The 17,367-nt window shown below is 61.3% G+C and carries 19 protein-coding genes; 10 read left to right on the forward strand and 9 right to left on the reverse strand.

Annotated elements, in window-relative coordinates; all coding sequences use genetic code 11:
• Positions 1-158 precede the first annotated feature (158 nt).
• The 3 genes from C442_RS14940 (at position 159) to C442_RS14950 (ending at position 4,204) form a co-directional block, all read left to right on the forward strand.
• Positions 159-1,574 (forward strand): sodium-dependent transporter, encoded by a 1,416-nt coding sequence (locus tag C442_RS14940; RefSeq protein ID WP_008311855.1) that lies wholly within the window; start codon positions 159-161, stop codon positions 1,572-1,574.
• Positions 1,575-1,782: 208 nt separating this feature from the next.
• Positions 1,783-2,226: a MaoC family dehydratase gene (locus C442_RS14945; protein ID WP_008311856.1), complete on the forward strand. Its 444-nt coding sequence runs from the start codon at positions 1,783-1,785 to the stop codon at positions 2,224-2,226.
• Positions 2,227-2,905: 679 nt separating this feature from the next.
• Positions 2,906-4,204, forward strand: coding sequence for a DUF6498-containing protein (locus tag C442_RS14950; RefSeq protein ID WP_008311857.1), 1,299 nt, complete (start codon positions 2,906-2,908; stop codon positions 4,202-4,204).
• 41 nt (positions 4,205-4,245) lie between these two features.
• On the opposite strand, the gene C442_RS14955 is transcribed toward C442_RS14950, so the two are convergent.
• Together C442_RS14955 and C442_RS14960 are read right to left on the reverse strand one after the other, a co-directional pair.
• A complete protein-coding gene (locus tag C442_RS14955) occupies positions 4,246-4,830 on the reverse strand; it encodes a hypothetical protein (protein ID WP_239642310.1) in 585 nt (194 codons plus the stop codon).
• A 48-nt stretch (positions 4,831-4,878) separates the two neighbouring features.
• Entirely contained in the window at positions 4,879-6,069 is a 1,191-nt protein-coding gene (locus C442_RS14960; protein WP_008311861.1) for an outer membrane protein assembly factor BamB family protein, read from the reverse strand.
• A 230-nt stretch (positions 6,070-6,299) separates the two neighbouring features.
• Between C442_RS14960 and C442_RS14965 the strand changes: the two genes are divergently transcribed.
• Together C442_RS14965 and C442_RS14970 are read left to right on the forward strand one after the other, a co-directional pair.
• Positions 6,300-6,512, forward strand: a complete 213-nt coding sequence (locus C442_RS14965; RefSeq protein ID WP_008311863.1) for a hypothetical protein — start codon at positions 6,300-6,302, stop codon at positions 6,510-6,512.
• A 61-nt stretch (positions 6,513-6,573) separates the two neighbouring features.
• On the forward strand, positions 6,574-6,837 hold the full coding sequence (locus tag C442_RS14970) for an MTH865 family protein (RefSeq protein WP_008311865.1): 264 nt from the start codon (positions 6,574-6,576) through the stop codon (positions 6,835-6,837).
• Positions 6,838-6,946: 109 nt separating this feature from the next.
• On the opposite strand, the gene C442_RS14975 is transcribed toward C442_RS14970, so the two are convergent.
• From C442_RS14975 to C442_RS14985, 3 genes are all read right to left on the reverse strand, one after another.
• Entirely contained in the window at positions 6,947-7,144 is a 198-nt protein-coding gene (locus C442_RS14975; protein WP_008311867.1) for a heavy-metal-associated domain-containing protein, read from the reverse strand.
• A 462-nt stretch (positions 7,145-7,606) separates the two neighbouring features.
• Positions 7,607-8,041 (reverse strand): universal stress protein, encoded by a 435-nt coding sequence (locus C442_RS14980; RefSeq protein WP_049943021.1) that lies wholly within the window; start codon positions 8,039-8,041, stop codon positions 7,607-7,609.
• Positions 8,042-8,161: 120 nt separating this feature from the next.
• Positions 8,162-9,517 (reverse strand): sulfatase, encoded by a 1,356-nt coding sequence (locus C442_RS14985; protein WP_008311872.1) that lies wholly within the window; start codon positions 9,515-9,517, stop codon positions 8,162-8,164.
• Between the two features lie 231 nt (positions 9,518-9,748).
• Here C442_RS14985 and C442_RS14990 point away from each other — a divergent pair, with 231 nt between their 5' ends.
• Positions 9,749-10,174: a ribbon-helix-helix domain-containing protein gene (locus C442_RS14990; RefSeq protein WP_008311874.1), complete on the forward strand. Its 426-nt coding sequence runs from the start codon at positions 9,749-9,751 to the stop codon at positions 10,172-10,174.
• 65 nt (positions 10,175-10,239) lie between these two features.
• Here the strand turns inward: C442_RS14990 and C442_RS14995 are convergent, their stop codons facing one another.
• Both C442_RS14995 and C442_RS15000 read right to left on the reverse strand, forming a co-directional pair.
• Positions 10,240-11,313 carry an NAD(P)/FAD-dependent oxidoreductase gene (locus tag C442_RS14995; RefSeq protein WP_008311876.1) on the reverse strand — a complete coding sequence of 358 codons (1,074 nt, stop codon included), beginning with the start codon at positions 11,311-11,313 and terminating at the stop codon, positions 10,240-10,242.
• A 203-nt stretch (positions 11,314-11,516) separates the two neighbouring features.
• Positions 11,517-12,191 (reverse strand): ribonuclease HI family protein, encoded by a 675-nt coding sequence (locus C442_RS15000; RefSeq protein ID WP_008311878.1) that lies wholly within the window; start codon positions 12,189-12,191, stop codon positions 11,517-11,519.
• Positions 12,192-12,349: 158 nt separating this feature from the next.
• Between C442_RS15000 and C442_RS15005 the strand changes: the two genes are divergently transcribed.
• On the forward strand, positions 12,350-13,558 hold the full coding sequence (locus tag C442_RS15005) for a PQQ-dependent sugar dehydrogenase (protein ID WP_008311879.1): 1,209 nt from the start codon (positions 12,350-12,352) through the stop codon (positions 13,556-13,558).
• A gap of 188 nt (positions 13,559-13,746) precedes the next feature.
• On the forward strand, positions 13,747-13,920 hold the full coding sequence (locus C442_RS22260) for a hypothetical protein (protein WP_008311880.1): 174 nt from the start codon (positions 13,747-13,749) through the stop codon (positions 13,918-13,920).
• Positions 13,921-13,986: 66 nt separating this feature from the next.
• Here the strand turns inward: C442_RS22260 and C442_RS22935 are convergent, their stop codons facing one another.
• Positions 13,987-14,118: a hypothetical protein gene (locus tag C442_RS22935; protein WP_255518503.1), complete on the reverse strand. Its 132-nt coding sequence runs from the start codon at positions 14,116-14,118 to the stop codon at positions 13,987-13,989.
• Between the two features lie 93 nt (positions 14,119-14,211).
• On the opposite strand from C442_RS22935, the gene C442_RS15010 reads away from it, so the two are divergent.
• Complete coding sequence (locus C442_RS15010; protein ID WP_008311881.1) at positions 14,212-14,583, forward strand: hypothetical protein; 372 nt, start codon at positions 14,212-14,214, stop codon at positions 14,581-14,583.
• Here C442_RS15010 and C442_RS15015 read toward each other — a convergent pair.
• On the reverse strand, positions 14,528-15,769 hold the full coding sequence (locus C442_RS15015) for an inorganic phosphate transporter (RefSeq protein ID WP_008311882.1): 1,242 nt from the start codon (positions 15,767-15,769) through the stop codon (positions 14,528-14,530). The two genes, C442_RS15010 and C442_RS15015, sit on opposite strands and share 56 nt — an antisense overlap.
• A gap of 169 nt (positions 15,770-15,938) precedes the next feature.
• Between C442_RS15015 and C442_RS15020 the strand changes: the two genes are divergently transcribed.
• Positions 15,939-17,366: an APC family permease gene (locus C442_RS15020; RefSeq protein ID WP_008311883.1), complete on the forward strand. Its 1,428-nt coding sequence runs from the start codon at positions 15,939-15,941 to the stop codon at positions 17,364-17,366.
• Position 17,367 lies beyond the last annotated feature (1 nt).

The raw sequence follows: 17,367 nt of genomic DNA on the forward strand, positions 1-17,367 counted from the left end.
TTTCGCGCCAAATGGCCGGCGTGCTGGCAGTCGATACGGACTGCTGTGGCATAGCCGGCATACGGGCCCGGCTGTCGGCTAGCTGACGCCTTCATAACCACGGGCAAGCAACCGAATCAACAGGGATTTGAGTACCCACTGTACAGACGTGTACACGAATGTCCGAACGTGACTCATGGATATCGAACCTCGGCTTCGTGCTGGCCGCTGTCGGCGGTGCGGCGGGCCTCGGGAACATCTGGCGGTTCCCGTGGCTGACCGCCGGGAACGGTGGCAGCGCGTTCCTCATCGTCTACCTGCTCGTCGTCGTCGGCATCGGCGTCCCGGGACTGCTCGCTGAGTTCGTCCTCGGCCGCTGTGGCCGACAGACGCCGACAGCGGCGCTTCGCTCGCTCACCGGCTCCCGCTGGGGGTCGTGGCTGGGCGCGTTCAACGTCCTCACGACACTCGTCATCCTTTCGTTCTACTCTGTCGTCGGCGGGTGGATCCTTCGCTACACGCTGGTCTCGCCGGTCGGGGCGTACTTCGGGCAGCCCCAGCAGTACTTCGGGGCAATGAGCTTCGGCCTCGAAGCGGTCGCCTTTCACCTGCTGTTTCTCGGGAGCGTCGCCGGGATCGTCTTCTTCGGCGTGAGCCACGGTATCGAACGCGTCTCGAAGGTGATGCTGCCCGGCGTCGTGCTAATCCTGGTCGGCCTCGCGGTATGGACGGCCACCCAGCCGGGAACGGCCGCCGGCTACGCGTTCTATCTCAGCTTCGACGCCGAGTATCTCGCCGCCAACTTCCTGAGCGTTATCGGGCCAGCGGCGGGCCAGGCGCTGTTCACGCTCTCGCTCGGCGCTGGAGTCATGTTGACGTACGCCTCGTATCTCGACGACAACGCATCCCTTCCGCGAGACACGCTGGTCATCGCTGTCTCGAACACGTTCATCGGTGTCCTCGCCGGCTTGGTCGTCATTCCGTTGCTGTTTTCCCAGGGTGTCGACCCCGGACAGGGTGGCCCTGGCGCGTTGTTCGTTGCGCTCGCGACAGCGTTTGCGACGCTCCCGGGCGGGGAACTCGTCGCGACGGCGTTTTTCGCGACCGTGTTGATGGCCGCGGTGACCAGCGGTATCAGCCTGCTCGAAACGCCGGTCGCCACGCTCGTCGACAGCTTCGGCGTCCCGCGACGCCGGGCAACGGTGCTGGTCTCGGTCCTGCTTGCGGCCACCGGGAGCGGGCTGGCACTCACGAGCCCGGTGTTCCAGTTCGTCTCCGGCACGCTCGCAGACCTCATGTTGACCGTCGGACTGTTCGCGTTCACCGTCATCGTCGGCTGGCTACTGCGCGGGGAAGCGCTGGCGGAGTTCCGCGCCGGAACCGAAAGCTTCGGGTGGTTAGCCAGGCCGTGGCTCCTGACGGTCAGTTGGGTTCTCCCCGTCGTCGTGCTGTTCTTGCTGACGAACACGCTCGCGTCGCTCGCCGGGATGTCGCTGGGACTCGGCGGCCGAGCGCTTATCGCTGTGGTCGGCACTGTTGCCCTCGCCGTCGCAGTTACGAGCGGAAACTGGAGCGACCGACTGAGTTCGAGCTAAGTACGCCGCGCTTGAATCCGCTGCTATTCTGAGCACGGCACCACCGAGAGGGTTTGTTCGCCGCTTTGGCTTACTGCATATTGTTCGCCAGCGACTCTCGAACGCATCGCAATAATTCCTGAATCCGGTATTGCTGCCATACCCACGGAACTGCATTCTGTCGGTGATCGCGCCGGGTTTTTTGTTTGTGCACCCTGTGCATGATCGTATGAAACTTTACGAGGATGTTTCGGTTGGCGACGTACGACAATCCGATGGATACACTGTGTCGAAATCCGAGATCGTAGAATTCGGCGAGAAGTACGACCCGCAACCGTTCCACACCGATGCGGACGCAGCGAAGGACTCCGTCTTCGGCGGGCTAGTCGCTTCCGGGTGGCAGACCGCCGCGATCTGCATGCGTCTCAACGTCGAGAACAGCGAGGATATGGCAACGCAGGCTGGCGTCGGCGTCGACGATCTCCGCTGGCATCAGCCGCTCCAACCCGGTGACACGCTACGACTACGAACCGAAATCATCGACAAGCGACCCTCCGACAGCGACCCGAGTCGTGGGTACATCACCACCCGGCACGAAGGACTGAATCAGGACGACGAACTGGTTATTTCATACGAGGCGACAGCCATGATCCGCCGCGAGACCGACGCGTGACGACATAGCCAAGCTGTGGGATAGGTGCCAGTAACGTGGAGACCGCTCGTTTTTAGCCGTGTTCTGGCCCATAGCTGAGTCAGCATCGCTCCCACCGGAACAATCTGAGACAGCCTGCGAGATTGCCACGTACGCACTCAGGTGTTGACGTGTATTCGAGTCGTAGTCACAAACTATAGTAGCCATTGAAAATCAATACACACCTGATCGCACGACGGCAGTGCGATCAGTGTGTGCATCGTTTCAATTGTTACTTGCCAGCCCGAATGGGTAGTATGGCGATTGACCAACTGACAAACGACGAGGTTCTGGCAGGACTCGAAGACTGCGAGGCGACGGCTGTCCCGACAGCCCAATCTCTGCACGCCTTGCGGCCCCGAAACCGTATGTCACGACACATCTCCAGCAACTCACCCTGAAAGGCTTGGTCGGATTCAACACACACCGAGGGGTCCGGCGCTGGCGGCTCACACCTGCAGCGAGGGCAGCGAGCGAGTAAGAGAAGTGATCTCGGTCGCTGTCTTCTGAACAGTGGCGTTAATTCATTCGATGGCAGTGCGTAGCCAGTCTCATCCGTGATTCAGGGGGTCGCCAGCGTACTGAAACTCCGCTTGTAGCGTAGCACACTGCTGGCCGTGCAATCGTTTCGTTCATATGCCATTAGCCGTCACCACGGATAATGCCCTTCACCAGACGGGTTCTCTACGCGGAGAATAGCCGTCGGACAGAACTCCTCAGTACCATCGTCTCAAATTCTCTCCCCGTCGTCGGTGTCGGACTGTTTGACTGGAGTGCGGCTGCACTGCTGTTTCTGTACTGGTTCGAGCTCGGCGTCGACTCGGTCTGGGCACTCGTTCGGGCAGTGTTCGCTGGTCGCCCGCCGGATATTGAGACCAGCGCCTTGCTTATGGGACCGCTGGCGGACCGACAGTTCGCCCTCTCCGTCCCGAGAACCGATTTACGAGTCTATCTCACGACGCTACTCGCGCTCCCAATTACCGTTCTAATCCTGGCAGTCGTTTGGTTGGTTACTGGGGCCCTGCTCATCGGTCCACTGCCGGAACCCAGTACAGAGACGGTAACTGGTGTGCTGCTGGCAACTATCGGGATTTTCGTTCTGACAGGGATCACAACGGTACGGAATTACTTCTACAACGGGGAGTATCGGAGACACAACTCGACGACGGCGTTTCGTGGACTGTTCCCTCGGATAGTAACCGTCTTTCTCGGCGGCATCCTCACGCTGGCACTGATAACAGCAGCTACGGAGGGGCCTGAAGCAGAACTCGGCAGTCTTGACCCGACTGTCGTCGGACTACCACTGGTACTCATGGTCGTCTGTTTCAAATTCACGTCCGACCTCCTGGGCGTCTACAGCGACCGTCTCGCCGTCTATTTTAAGTCATACGATGAGGAACACGGCTGGCAAACGGCCCCGCCGAAGGCACGATCTATCGACGGGACGCTCACTGATGCACCTGAACGGGTTCGTCCGGTTCGCTGGGGACGGGTCATCGGCGGCCTCCTCCGGCTCCCGTATCACCCAGGAAGCCTGTTTCTCGGTGGCATGGGGCTGCTCGTTGCGGTCCTGTTTGCAATCGGCAGTGCGTGGGACATCGTCGCCGTGATCGTTCTCGCAAGCGTTAGCATCCCGGCTCTCCTGCTGTGTCTCGATCAGCTATTGCGATACGGGACGATCGAATACCGGATTGACCCTGACGCTGGTGCGCTCGTCGCATATGACCGTCTGTTCGGCACGGCACTCTGGCGCATCGAGTCGTGGGAGGAAAGTGGCCTCCGCATTGAGCAGACGCCGCTCGATTCGTTGCTCGGAACAGAGACGGTTACTATCGAACACGCAGACGGGGAGTACATACTACCACATCTACCCGATGCCGCCTCGGTCATCGCGGTGTTTGACCGACAGCCCGAGCGTTCAGAACCGATAATCCCCGGTCGGGCTGGGTTACTCGGGTGAACCGGCTACTCGTTGTCTGGAACAGGTCGCCGTCGGCCCCGTTATCTATCCTCGGAGACGGCGCTGTCGGTCCACAGGTCATAGCCGACGACAAGCGCCATGCCACTCGTCGGGATAATCACCAGCAGCCTGCCAACGGGTGAGAAGTCGATACCTGCCATCGAGAGACCGATGTACGCAACAGCGAGTACTGGTGGGACAGTGAGGGCGGCACCGAGTCGAGTCCTTTCCGACCGGAGGTAGCCAGCGCCCCAGCCGACGAGTCCTAGGATCACGAGCGGGATCGCGAGCGCCCAGATGAGGAAGGCGGTGAGTTCTCTCCCGATATCGTTTGTGCCGGCTGTGGTGAACAACAGCGTGCCAAGCAAACAGGCCCCAGCGCCAAAGAGTGCGCCGAGTGCGAACGCGCGCTGCAAGCGAGACATCGACGCGCTGTCTCGCCTGAGTACTGTGCCCATTCCGACTACCAGCAGCGCGTTCGCGCTTATGACGAGTCCCGGTCTGAGCGTCCGTTGTACCCAAATTGCGCTAAACGGCGGTGGGTTGAACACATACGAATCACCCGGCCGCGGTGTCGGCCAGAGTTCCAGCGGCACTGCGGTGACGAGCAGACAGACTGCACTCAAACCGAGAATCGGACCGGCGAGCCGATATGAGCGACGCCACATAGCAGGTCACTCACCTCCGAGGGCCACGACGGTTCCGTCCGGCGACACGCTCACGATTCCGCCATCGAGTACCGCCAGTGAGACAGCCTGATACTCGGCCGGATACTGCCATACTGCCTCGCCCAGGCGCGTGGTGAACGCGGTGAGGCCATCATCACTCTGGAACGTGAACACAGCGTCGTCAGCCGCGGCAGTCACCGCACCACCGATATTGATTTCCGAGCACCACCGGGGAACCGGTGGCCCGTTTTCGACGCGGTCGAAGGCGAACGTCGCGCTGGATGACTCACCGGGGCGCTCGATTGCGTACACGCTATCGGGCGTCACGACCGGAAATTCGAGTGACCGTCTGTCGTCGAGACGCCACTGCTCGGTCCCGTCGGTGAGTGACCGGCCTATCAGGTCGCCGTACGTGCCGCTCACATAGACGGTCCCGTCAGAGACGACGGGGTATCCCGAAGGTCGGTCCGAGTGTTCCCACTGGACCTCGCCGGCTGCGGCATCCACTGCCGTTATCTTCTCACCGGCGATGACGACGGTACTGTCGGCCACGGCCAGCCTCGTCCCGTCGGCGGTCGCCGTCCACTGCTGGCGTCCGTCGTCGGTCGCAAATCTCGCTACCCCGTCAGTCGTGGGAACGAACAGGGCGTCATCAGTCACCGTCGGAACGCCTGCCCCGACTGTGTCGGTGTTTCGCCACGCGACGGATCCATCTCCAATCTCAAGCGCGGTGACACTGTCTGCTGTAGCGAGAAAGACGCGATTGTTGGATATTACCGGCGGCGCTGGTTCGTCTCCAAGGTCGACCACTGACGGGACTGTCGCCGGTGTGAGATCGCGCCGCCACTGTTCTGTACCGTCACGGAGCGATAGGGCGACGACACCGGTCGCCGTCGTTAGCACGACAGTTCCGTCGGCGACAACCCCCGCGCTTGCACCGGTGGTTTCACCGTCACCAGACGATGTTGAAACATCTGCGTGCCATCTGACCGACGGCGTCGTGGTTTCCATCCCGACTGGCGCATAGCCCGTGTTCGTCGCGTCGAACCGCGGCAACGGCCACGAGCCGTCGGGCACTGTTTCGAAGCCGGCGCTGTCGATACCCGGTTCGACTGTATGCGATGGGTCTGGTGCGCCGTCGTCAGGGCACGACGACGAACAGCCAGCGATGCTGGCGACTGATCCGGTGGCGACCATTCCGAGGAATGTCCGCCGCGACCTGGAGGGCATCGACTGCTCGTTCCAATAGCTCGATAAAAAATGTTATTACAATATCGCAATCTGCAGGAATCCCAACCTTCGGTTTTCCAGAAGACTCACACACATTCTGAGCAACAGTGTGAGAGACTCTCTCTCTCCTATTAATCAAGGCTCACTTCCCGGGAAAATCCAGCAAAACTTAGTAAATCACTCCCAATAGCGGTTCTATGGCCGAAACGACACTCGCCACAATCGACGAACTGCTGGAGGGCGCTTTCGACGACGTGGACGACCCCGAAGTCCGATACAAACTCAGAAGTGCGCGACAGCTTCTGCAAGTAGTGCAACAGCGACAGGATATCGTGGACGAAGCCATCGATACTGCCGTCGAAGACGAAGAGATCCTGAAAAACCTCCGCGACCTCGGCTACACCGAGTGATGCGCTCCTCCTACCGTTGGCACAGAACAAGCCTTTTGTCTCTCTCAACCAAGTCACCGGTATGACAGACGACACTGCCGAGCAGCTTAGAGCGGAATTAGAGGCGGTTTTCACCAGCGCAGAGTACCCTGTCGAGGAACCGATGGAACTGGTACCAGTTCTGCCGGACGGCCCGAGTACGACATTCGAAGCAGGGGATGTCCGCATCGGGGTGATGGATTTTGGCACAGAATACGCCGAGTATCAGGACTATCCTTACGAGACGGCTGCGGCCCTTATCGACGATCTGATGGCCGGCTTTCGGAAAGAAGGGCTGTTCGACTGAGCGGGATTTTCCTCACACCGCTTGACTGCGTGATGGGTATTCGCTACTTAGCAGTAGCTAACGAAGTCGTGTCGACAACAGCTACAACAGTATTCGCAGTGGGGCTGTCTCAGGTCTCTGCGTCGTACCCCGCGTCCTCCACAGCGGCGATGAGTTGTTCTGTGCTGACGTCGCCGTCGACAGACACCTGTTCGGCGTCTTTGTCGGCTTCAGCGCCTTGGACACCAGCGAGCGCCTCGATGGCCTCCTCGACGGTCTGCTCACAGTGACCACAACTCATCCCTTCGACGGTCAACGTCGTAGACATAGCAGTTTTGACGAAGGATGCGCAGAACTTCTGAGTTGCGACTTACCCGCCAGAACAGCACCTAATAATGACATCTGAATGAATATAGTTAAATTCAACAATTCATTACATAGTACTTCTATATTAGATTGTTACCAATACTTGGCTCTGTGCTCAACACAAGGGAGTATCGAACCCTTTCGGATTCACGCCCAGCGGCGCTCGGCCAGTCTCGCCGATAACGGAACTACTCTCAGCATCCGGTTCTGACCGCGCTACAGTAAGTACCGCCGAGGCGTGTCCGTGGCTCGCACAGCCGATTGGCAGCGGGTCTAGTCCAAGAGCGACGCGGCTGCTGGAACTTTTAAGCGACGGGTGATGGGATTGTCCTGGCCTGCTCAAGTCGCACCACGGTCCGTCGAGCCCGTAACAATCGCTACCGCTGGAGAACTGCTTGCGGCCAGTGTGTGACTACAAACTCTCCTAGTCCGACTCGGAAATGTCAACAGTGAGTACCGGAACGGACGACTTCGTGACGACCTTCTGCGCTGTGCTCCCGAGCATGTTCTTTTCGTACTTGTCTGCCTGCGTTCCCATCGTAATCAGGTCGATGTCGGCGTCAGCAACGTACGATACGATGCGGTCTGCTGGTTTGCCCCGCTGGATAGCTGTCGAGACCTCGATTCCTTCCTGTTCCAGCGTGTCTCGGACGACCGACGTGGCCTCTTCGCCCTCCGTTCGCAGGTTCTCTAGCACCTCGTCCTGCATCTCGTCATCCATCGACAGGAACGCTCGGTCGTCGACGACATACAGCGCGTGGACGGTGACATCCCGCCCGTCGGCAATGTCGATTGTGTGTTCCAGTACCTGCTCCATTGACGCACTCCCATCCGTTGGAACGAGAATATCGCTATACATCGTTCGTACAAATCAAGTTGTCACAAACATCCCTTTCGATTCTGTTCAGGCATCGCAAACACGGTAGCCGTACCACGATTGTGGCGGACGGTGCTCGGTGCAGGCCTGCGTGGCACCGACTTAGAGATAGCCGAGTCGCTCCAACCGCGACTCGAGGTCGACGTCGTCGAAGCCATCGATATCGTATTCTGCCATTTCGTCCTCCCCGGCAGCGAGTTGGGTGATTTCGAGCGTCTCACTTTGCTCTGCGGAGTCAGCGACAACGTCCGACGGCGGGCGGTCGATAGGCGTTCCGTCGCTGGGTTCGGACCGCCGGCCCCGTACGACCGCTTCGTACTCATCCTCTCCCCACGCTGCGCGCTTGTATACGGTGTCACCGGGTCCGTCCCGGTACACGAGCGACGCGGGCTGTCGGAACCGGTCCGGTTCGTCAGTGTACTGCTCGGCGTACTCCGCTGTCTGCCCGGTCGGTGGTGTCTGGTACGCAGTCGTCTGCCCGTCTGGTGCGACGAACCACCCAGCGTCGTCCGCTTCGCCGTCGAAGGCGGCCAGGACGGCATCGGGAAACCGTGACAGCGTCGCCAGGGACTCGATTCGCCGGCTCTCGGTCTGCCCCGGCCCTCGGACGACCAGTGGGACGTGGAACAGTTCCTCCTGTGTGCCCATCCCGTGCATGACGGCCGGTGGCTCGGTGGCCGCCTGTGGCGGTTCTCCGAACCCGTCACCGTGATCCGACGTGATAACGACCAGCGTGTCGTCTAAAACGCCGCGTGCTTTCAGGTCGGTGATGACCCGCTCCAAAATAGCGTCAGTCTGTCGAATCGCGCCGTCGTACAGCGGTTCGAGTAGCTGCCCGACGCCCGGCGGGAGTTGCTCTCCGTAGACGCTCCACTCCCACTTGATCGGGAGTTCGTCGTGCATTCCCCAGTACAAGTCCGCACCCCACTCGTCGTAGGCGTCCCGTGTCGCGTACGGCATGTGCGCGTCCATCAGATTGAGGCACGCGGCCCAGGACCCCGTTTGCTCGTCGACCCACTCAGTCAGCTCGTCGGCGTACCAGAAGCCGTCGACACCGTTGCGTGTCTCGGACGGGTCGTCAACGTCTGTCGAATCGGGCCGTTCCGTGACGACGGTCTCGAAGCTGTCGCTGAGCCCGGACGGGTGAACCGTGAGATACGGGTTCTCCGTGAACACGCCGGTCTCGTAGCCTTCGTCGCGGAGGAAATCGAAAATCGTCTGGCCGGGTTGCAGCCGCTCGGTAATCCTGAGCGTGTGGCCCTCGGACGGGACTCCGGTGAACAGACTCGCATGGGCCGGCAGCGACCAGCTCGCGGTTGTCCGTGCCTGCGTGTACACCGTCGCCTCACGACCGAACGCTTCGAGAAAGGGGGTGGTCCTGCGTCGATGACCCAACAGCGAGGTGTTCGCCGCACGGACACAATCAAGAACGACGAGTAACACGTTCGGGCGACCCATTGTCAGGCTTTAGAAGGTGTCCACGGCAAAAGTATGTTCTGTAATCGTGGTTTTCCAAGATAGCACCAGTGACCAGCCCAGAGATCTTCTACCAGTACGCGTCTGATTTGTCTCTCGCCGCGATACAAGCCGCTCGCGATATTCTCACCACTTCGAGGCAGTTCGTCGCTGCTGGAGCTACGCTATGCTCTCAAGACGCACTGGGTCGGGCCTCGCGTGAGTATATTTTATATGGGTCGACAGTCTGGTAACAACAACGTGGTCAAATCGACGGTCCGGTTTCCCGAAACGGTGATGGACTGCGTCGAGGAGATGGTAGCGGAGGGCGTCTTCTCGAACAAGTCCGAGTTTCAACGCTTCGCCGTCGAGTACGTCCTTTCGGAGATCGAGGACTACGAGCCCGAAATGGTTGATTTCGACGAGCTCCAGAAAGAGGTCTTCCAGCACCAGCCGGCTTCCAGCGGGGCCGAGATGTCGCCGGAGATCAACGAGAACTTCTACGAGAACGCGGCGCGCGTCCGGCAGTTCGCGATTCGCGGTGACATCGAGACGGCAGAAGAGTACATCGACACTGCGTACCCCGTCACTGACCCCCGCTGTTTGCTCCTCGACGACTTGCTCGAACCCTACCGACAGCGCGAAACCGAAGACGAATAGGTCGTTTCCCGGAGCCGATACTCGGCTCCCTCGTCGCATCACCGGTTGAACTATTCGCCGGCGCGTCAGTCGTCGTCAGCGCGGGCCTCTGGCATTGTCTCCGAGCGTGGCCCGGCGGCGTGTCCCTCGTGTGCCAGCGCTGTCGCGAACAGTTCTTCTGAGACAGCAGGAACGTCCACGTCTTCGACCGCACCCTCGGACTCGATGTCGTCGACTGAACGGGGGTACTTCCTGAGGTCTTTGTGGATCGCGATGCCCGCATCAGCGCCCTCACCCATCGCGATCGGGATCTGGTTGTGGCCCGGCGTGAGGTCACCAACGGCGTAGACGCCGGAGACACTGGTCTCGCCGTGGTCGTCGACGGCTACCGTCCCGTCGTCGTTTCTATCGAGTCCCAGTTCGTCGGCCAGTTCCGCGTGATAGTCCGACCCGAGCATCGGGAAGCCGCCCTTGTACTCCCGAACGCTCCCGTCCTCGAACTCGTAGGCCGATAGCCAGCCGTCGTCGTCAGTCTGCTTGCCCGACAGCTCTGTATCGACGATCTCGACCGGGTGATTGTCGAGCATCGTCTGCGTCTCGTCGCTCCACTCGGGCTCCTCGCCGCGAGTCAGGATGTCCACGTCGTCGGTGTAGTTCAGCATAATCATCGCGACGTGGGCCGCGGCTTCGCCGGTCCCCATGACGAAGACCGGCTCGCCGACGAACATGAACGCGTCACAGTGGAGACACCAGTGGAGCCCTTTCCCGGTCCGCGGCAGCGGCGGGTCCGGACGCTCGTCGGCGAACCCGGTCGCCAGGACGACTCGCTTGACCGCCAGTTCGCCGTCGCTCGTCGTCACGGTGAACCCGTCCTCGTTCCCGTCGGTGAGCGGTTCGACCGACTCGACGAAGCCCCGCTCGTAGGTCCCGCCGTAATCCTGCACCTGTTCACGCGCTGTCTCCAGGAACTCGTTGCCCGAAACGTCCTCGGTGACCCCGATGACGTTGTGGGTATCGGTCATCATCGCAGCGCGGCCCCCACCGCGGTTGATGACAATCGTGTCCATCCCCAGTCGGGTGGTGTACAGTGCGCTCGTCAGCCCGGCCGGCCCGCCGCCGACAACGGCCACATCATAGTCGTACCGCCCTTCGGTGTACATTAACGTAATATACGTGCTCAAGGAATAAAAACAGCAGAACAGCGGCCATCTACACAGCAATTCGACGCTGGTGTTACGCTCCGCAAGCGATGCGAACGACAGGCTCGCTATAGTAGCCATTGAAAATCAATGCACACCTGATCGCACAACGGCAGTGCGATCAGTGGGTAAATCGTTTCAATTGTTACTATAGCACCCCTGTCTCACCCAGGGCCGAGGGCCGCGATGTCGGCCCCGACCGTCGCCTGTGCATCAGCCGGGTTCGGATCACTGTCGGCCAGATGCGTCCACTCGTGGGCGGGCAGCGCCGACAGGTGGTCAGTGATCGCTGTGCTGTACGGCGTCGCTTGCACAGTGCTCTCTTTGTCACCCCAGATGTGGTTGATGACGGTCATCGAATCGATGCGTATCTCGACCGACTCCGGGTCACACCGTGCCGCCAGTGCCCGCAGTCCGAGATGGAGGGCGGCGTATTCGGCGACGTTGTTGTTCGTCCGGGAGCCGACCGGACGCCCGAGTCGGGCAATCGGTGTCTCATCGGCCTGAATCACAGCACCGGCACCGGCCGGCCCGTTACTGTGTGCACTGCCGTCAACATAGAGCACTACCTGTGCCACGTCGGAGGTAGCCGAGCCCTGCTGTGACGGGGGCGGGCCAGATTCGACAAGCTCGTCGATTGCGGTCCGTATTTCATCGGCGGATGTCTCCGGGTCGAACAGGCCACCGTAGCCAGCGACGGCAGCATTGATCGCATCGATAGCGGGGGTGAGTTCGTATCGATACAGGGCCAGCAGCTCGTCGACCCGCGTCGCCAGCGGCGAGAGCGTCTCCGCTGGCAGACGCTCTCTCTCACCTGCTGGCTGATTGTGACGGTCCATCAATAATGCGTAGCTGCGGGTGGCTAAAAGACACTTCGCCGCGATAGGCGAGGGATGGCAGGATGCGTCCCGTGAGTACCGGCTACTGACGGGTCGGCGTTTCTGATGAACCAATCGGGACCGCAGTTAACAGCACCGCGACCGTAGCTGTGGCTACAATGGACAGACGGACGTTCCTCGCTGTGAGCGGGCTCACGGCCGCTGGAACACTCGCAGGCTGTAGTGCCCCCAGTGACGACCAGCAAGGGGACGGCGCGACAGCGACGGCTTCCGGACAGGCCGACGGTTCAGAGACGGCTGTCGCTGTCGAGACCGTCGCCGACGGACTCGAATCGCCCTGGAGTGTCACGCCGCTGCCTGACGGCTCACAGTTGCTGGTCACAGAGCGCGTCGGCCGCGTGGTGTTGGTCGATTCGGCCGACGGAACAATTACGCCTGTCACTGGCGCACCGTCGGTGTACGCGAGCGGTCAGGGCGGGATGCTCGATGCGGCGCTCCACCCCGACTTTCCGGACCCAGCGTGGGTGTATCTGACATATTCGAAAGCCAACGACAGTGGTGAGTCGGCGACACATCTGGGCCGTGGCCGTCTGAACGCCGCTGACGCGCAGTTCGAGACGTTTGAACAACTGCACGCTGCGGAGCCCTTTGTCGATTCTGACGGGCACTTCGGGTCTCGCGTCGTGTTCGGCCCGGACGGGTTGGTGTATGTGACTGTCGGCGACAGACAGTTCAAGGACTTCGGGCCCGACCACGTCGCTCAGGACAGGACCAACGAACTCGGGACCACACTTCGGCTGACGCCCTCGGGTGGGATTCCCGACGCGAACCCGTTCACCGACGACCCGGACGCGGTCGGTTCGATATTCAGCTACGGCCACCGCAACGCCCAGGGGATGACCGTCCACCCCGACACCGGAGCCATCTGGCAGACCGAGTTCGGCGAGCAGGACGGCGACGAGATCAACATCGTCCAACGGGGCGCTAACTACGGCTGGCCGGTCGCCGACGAGGGCTGTACCTACGGCAGCGGCGATCCGATCGGCGTCAGCCACGCGGAGCGCGACGACGTTGTTGCACCAGTGTATTCGTGGGACTGTGGGTCAGGTGGCTTCCCGCCCAGCGGCACGGCGTTCTACACCGGTGACGCCTTCCCGGAGTGGACCGGTGACTTGCTCGTCGGTGGCTTGGCCTCGCAGTATCTCGCCCGGTTCACCGTCGATGGGCGAACAGTCGAAGAAGCGACGCCCCTCCTCGCCGACCGCGGGTGGCGCATCCGCGACGTGGTGGTCGAGCCCGAAACCGGACACGTCCTCGCTGCAATCGACTCGTCGGACGCACCTATCGTGCGACTCTGCCCCGCCTGAATCGAGTGATTCGGCGACAACCGTGTGGGCTGGCGACCTGTGTCCGTAATTTGAATTAGTGTTGGAGCGATGCACCAACGGTGATCGGGGCCGTTCTGGTCCCATACTCCCACAGATCCCTATCGATCAGACTCGACCAGTGAGGCCGGTACCGCGCCATTTTTGCTTCTGAACCCGCTACACTGGCTGTGAACCAGACTGCGATTCTGCACGCCGCGTTCGGAGTACTGATCGTCGCAGGGTTCCTCGTCTCGGCACCTCTGAGCTATGGCCTCTACGGGCTGGGGGCTACCTGTTTCATCGCCGGCATCGTACTCGCACGGCAGGATAGCGACGGATCGGAAACCGCCGATAGCGTCTGATATCGGGAACGCGACATGGGGTCCGGTATCAGGATGAGGCAGAGCGGTTTGCGGGGCTGTACTGCTCTACCGATATGAACGCCTGTGAGGGTAGTCGTCGGCGGGCGTCTCGGCTTCCTCGGTGGAACCGAGCGGTTCCTTGGGCTTGATCGGGTCGCCCGATTCGAGTCCCTTTTCCGCAAGTGTCCTTCTCCCCATGACCTCGATGATGAGTCGGTTGGCAGCTCACTGGTGATTGAACCGCTCCCTCTCGGGAGTAGCTATTATCGGTCTGACACCTGATACCGAAGCATGGACCGGCGAACGCGGCTCATCGTCTATTATCTCGTCATCGTCGTCATCGTGCTCTCTGGGTTCGTGGTTCTCTACAACTACGGGATGGCTACGTGGGAGGGGCGGCCTCAGCCGTTGTACCGCTCGGTGGGGGTCATCGTTCAAACGGTCACCACCGTGGGCTACGGCGGGGACGCCCCGTGGACGAGCCCGCAGATGAACTACCTCGTCTCACTCATGGCGCTCTCGGGACTCGTACTCATTTTCGCGGCCCCCCGGTGCTCGTGGTCCAAGTACTTCCCAAATCACCGACGGGGCCGGTCGGACGACTGGCTCACAGCAGGAGAGCGAAGAGGAGGTACGATCCGACGACAGACAGCGACGGCGTGAGGACCCAGAGAATGACGATTCGGCTCGTCGCTGCCGGATCGAACAGGTTCTCGGCGGTCAGTTCCTCGATGTCCTCCTCGCCAATGGCTGGGACTGATGGAGACGTTTCGGGGGTAGGGGACTCTCCGGCTGCGAGTTCGCCCACAGTTGGACCCGCTGGCTTCTCATCCTTGGTTGATGGGGCGGCGAGCGCGCCGGTACTGAGATTCGGCCCCGGCTTGGACTCGGATGGTGGCGTCGCGAGTTCCGTAAGCGTGACAGCGCGACTCGCTCGGCCCCACCCTAGACCGATGATACAGCAGGTCGTGCTCACCGCGAGGCTCGCCGGAATGCCGTAGTACGAGAGGACGGTGATGATCGTCGCACCGACGGAGGAGACGATGAGGGCTGCCAGAATCGGTAGGTCAGTAATGCCGTCGCCGACGGTTGCGAGAGTGCGTCTGGCGATGGTGAACCCACCGAGGCTGATGGCTGCGACTGCGAGGAGCACGCCCTGATCGATACTGACGGCCCCGTTGCCGACCAGCGGGGCGACTGCGTTCGCAGCGTTCGAGGCCCCCGCACTGAAGCCCATGTAACAGGCGATGGCCAGTACCAGTGCCGACCCGATGAGGTCGCGAGGGGACGCGTTTCTGTTGAATCGGACGCTGGGGAACCGGCCCGACCGGTCGATCTGTACCAACTGCCGTTCGAGGCGCGTAAACGACAGTCGAGCTTCGAGTTGCGGATAGGCGTACCGACCGATGGCCGCCCCGATGATGAGGCCGATGAGCGGGGCGACGATCCACGCGGAGACGATTGTAAACATCAACGCCTCGTTGAGCGATCCCGTCGCGAGTCCGAGCCCCACAATCGCCCCCACAGCCGTCATCGAGGTCGAGGCGGGGACGCCATACACGTTCGAGACCAGCAGCGAGAGACCAGTGAAAAACAGGACGCCGACACCGGCTACCGGGGTGAACTGTGCGGCCGGGACGATCCCCTCGCTCATCGTGACGATGACGTTGCGGCCGACTGTCCACGCTCCGATGAACGCGAACACGCTGAACAGTGCCGCCGCTGTTACCTTTCTGACCAGCTTGCTCCCGACAGCCGGCCCGAACGCGACGCCTGTTGACGAACCGCCGATGTTGAATCCCACGAACCCGGCGACGAGTAAGCCGAGGACGAGAAGCACCGAGACCATGAATATGATCCTCTACGGACCATTTCGGATACAGGCATAATGGCCTGTTCATCTGTCTTCGGTGCTGAGAGGTTTGATCCTGTACGAGGCTGCCGACCAGTGCTACCCGCGGCGTCGGTCACACATTCCCTCGGCGGTTTTATCCGACAGGTGAAACTATCCCTGTCATATGACTGACCAGCCTGTCGACGTCGAGCCGGGGGGCGAGAACGTCGCCGGTGAGGCACCCGCCGAGGAGCCGGAATCCGTCACCGACGACGCGGTCGTCCACGACGACGTCGAACTCGAACGGACTATTGGGCTCGTTGGCGGGCTGGCAATCGGAATCGGGACGATGATCGGTGCCGGAATCTTCGTGTTTCCAGGGCTGGCGGCCGCCAACGCTGGGCTCGCAGCCACGCTCTCCTTTGCGATCGGCGGCCTGATCGCGTTGCTTGTGGCGCTGCCGACCTCCGAACTCGCCACGGCGATGCCCCGGAGCGGTGGCGGATACTACTTCATCTCGCGGGGGATGGGGACGGCCTACGGCGCAATCGTCGGCCTCGGGCTGTGGCTGGGGCTGATGTTCGCTTCGGCGTTCTATCTGGTCGGGCTCGGTCACTACGCGAGCGCCGTGTTCGCCGAGCTCAACGTCGCGCTCCCGTTCAGTCCGGTCATCGGCATCGGGCTGTTGTTCGGGGCCGCACTGACTGCATTGAGTATCGGCGGCACGGAAAACACCGCGAAGATTCAGAACGTGGTGGTCGGGGTTCTCCTCGTCGTACTCACGGGCTTCCTTTCCTACGGTGTCCTCGACGCTGTTGGCGTATTCGGTGGCGGCACCGTGCCGGAGCAGTTTTTCTCGAAAGGGTACCTCCCAGTGTTGACGACCGCTGCGCTCGTGTTCACGTCGTATCTGGGGTTCGCCCAGGTCGCAACTGTCGCGGGTGAAATCAAGCAGCCGGGTCGGAACCTCCCGCTGGCGATGGTCGGCTCGGTCCTGATCGTCACCGTCTTTTATGTTGTCACGATTTTCGTCGCGACCAGCGCGTTCGGTGCTGATCGGCTGGGGGAGTTCGGGGAGACTGCGATGGTCGAAGTCGCCCGTGACTTCCTCGGGTTGCCCGGTGCGGTCGCGATCCTGGGTGCCGGGCTGTTGGCGACGTTTTCGAGCGCGAACGCGTCGATTCTCAGTGCCTCGCGGGCAGTGTACGCTCTGAGCCGCGATGCGTTGCTCCCCAGAAAGGCGAGCGAGGTCAACCTCCGCTACGGCACACCACACGTCGCACTGCTCTCCGCTGGCGGCCCGATCCTCGTCCTCGTCGCGACTGGCCGGGTCGAACTCCTGGCTGAGGTCGCCTCGTTCCTCCACCTGATTATGTACGGGCTGATGTGTATCGCCCTGATCGTGTTGCGCCGTCGGAACCCGGAGTGGTACTCGCCAAGCTATCAGGTGCCGGGCTATCCGGTGGTCCCGGTCGTGGGCGCGCTCGCGAGTTTCGGACTGATCGTCTTCATGCAGCCCGCGTCAATCGGTATCGGCATCGTGGTCATGCTCGCCTCGTATCTCTGGTACCGTTATTACGCTGGGGACGTGACACTCAAAGGAGACATCTGAT

The sequence above is a fragment of the Haloarcula amylolytica JCM 13557 genome, from assembly GCF_000336615.1.
Taxonomy (GTDB): Archaea; Halobacteriota; Halobacteria; order Halobacteriales; family Haloarculaceae; genus Haloarcula; species Haloarcula amylolytica.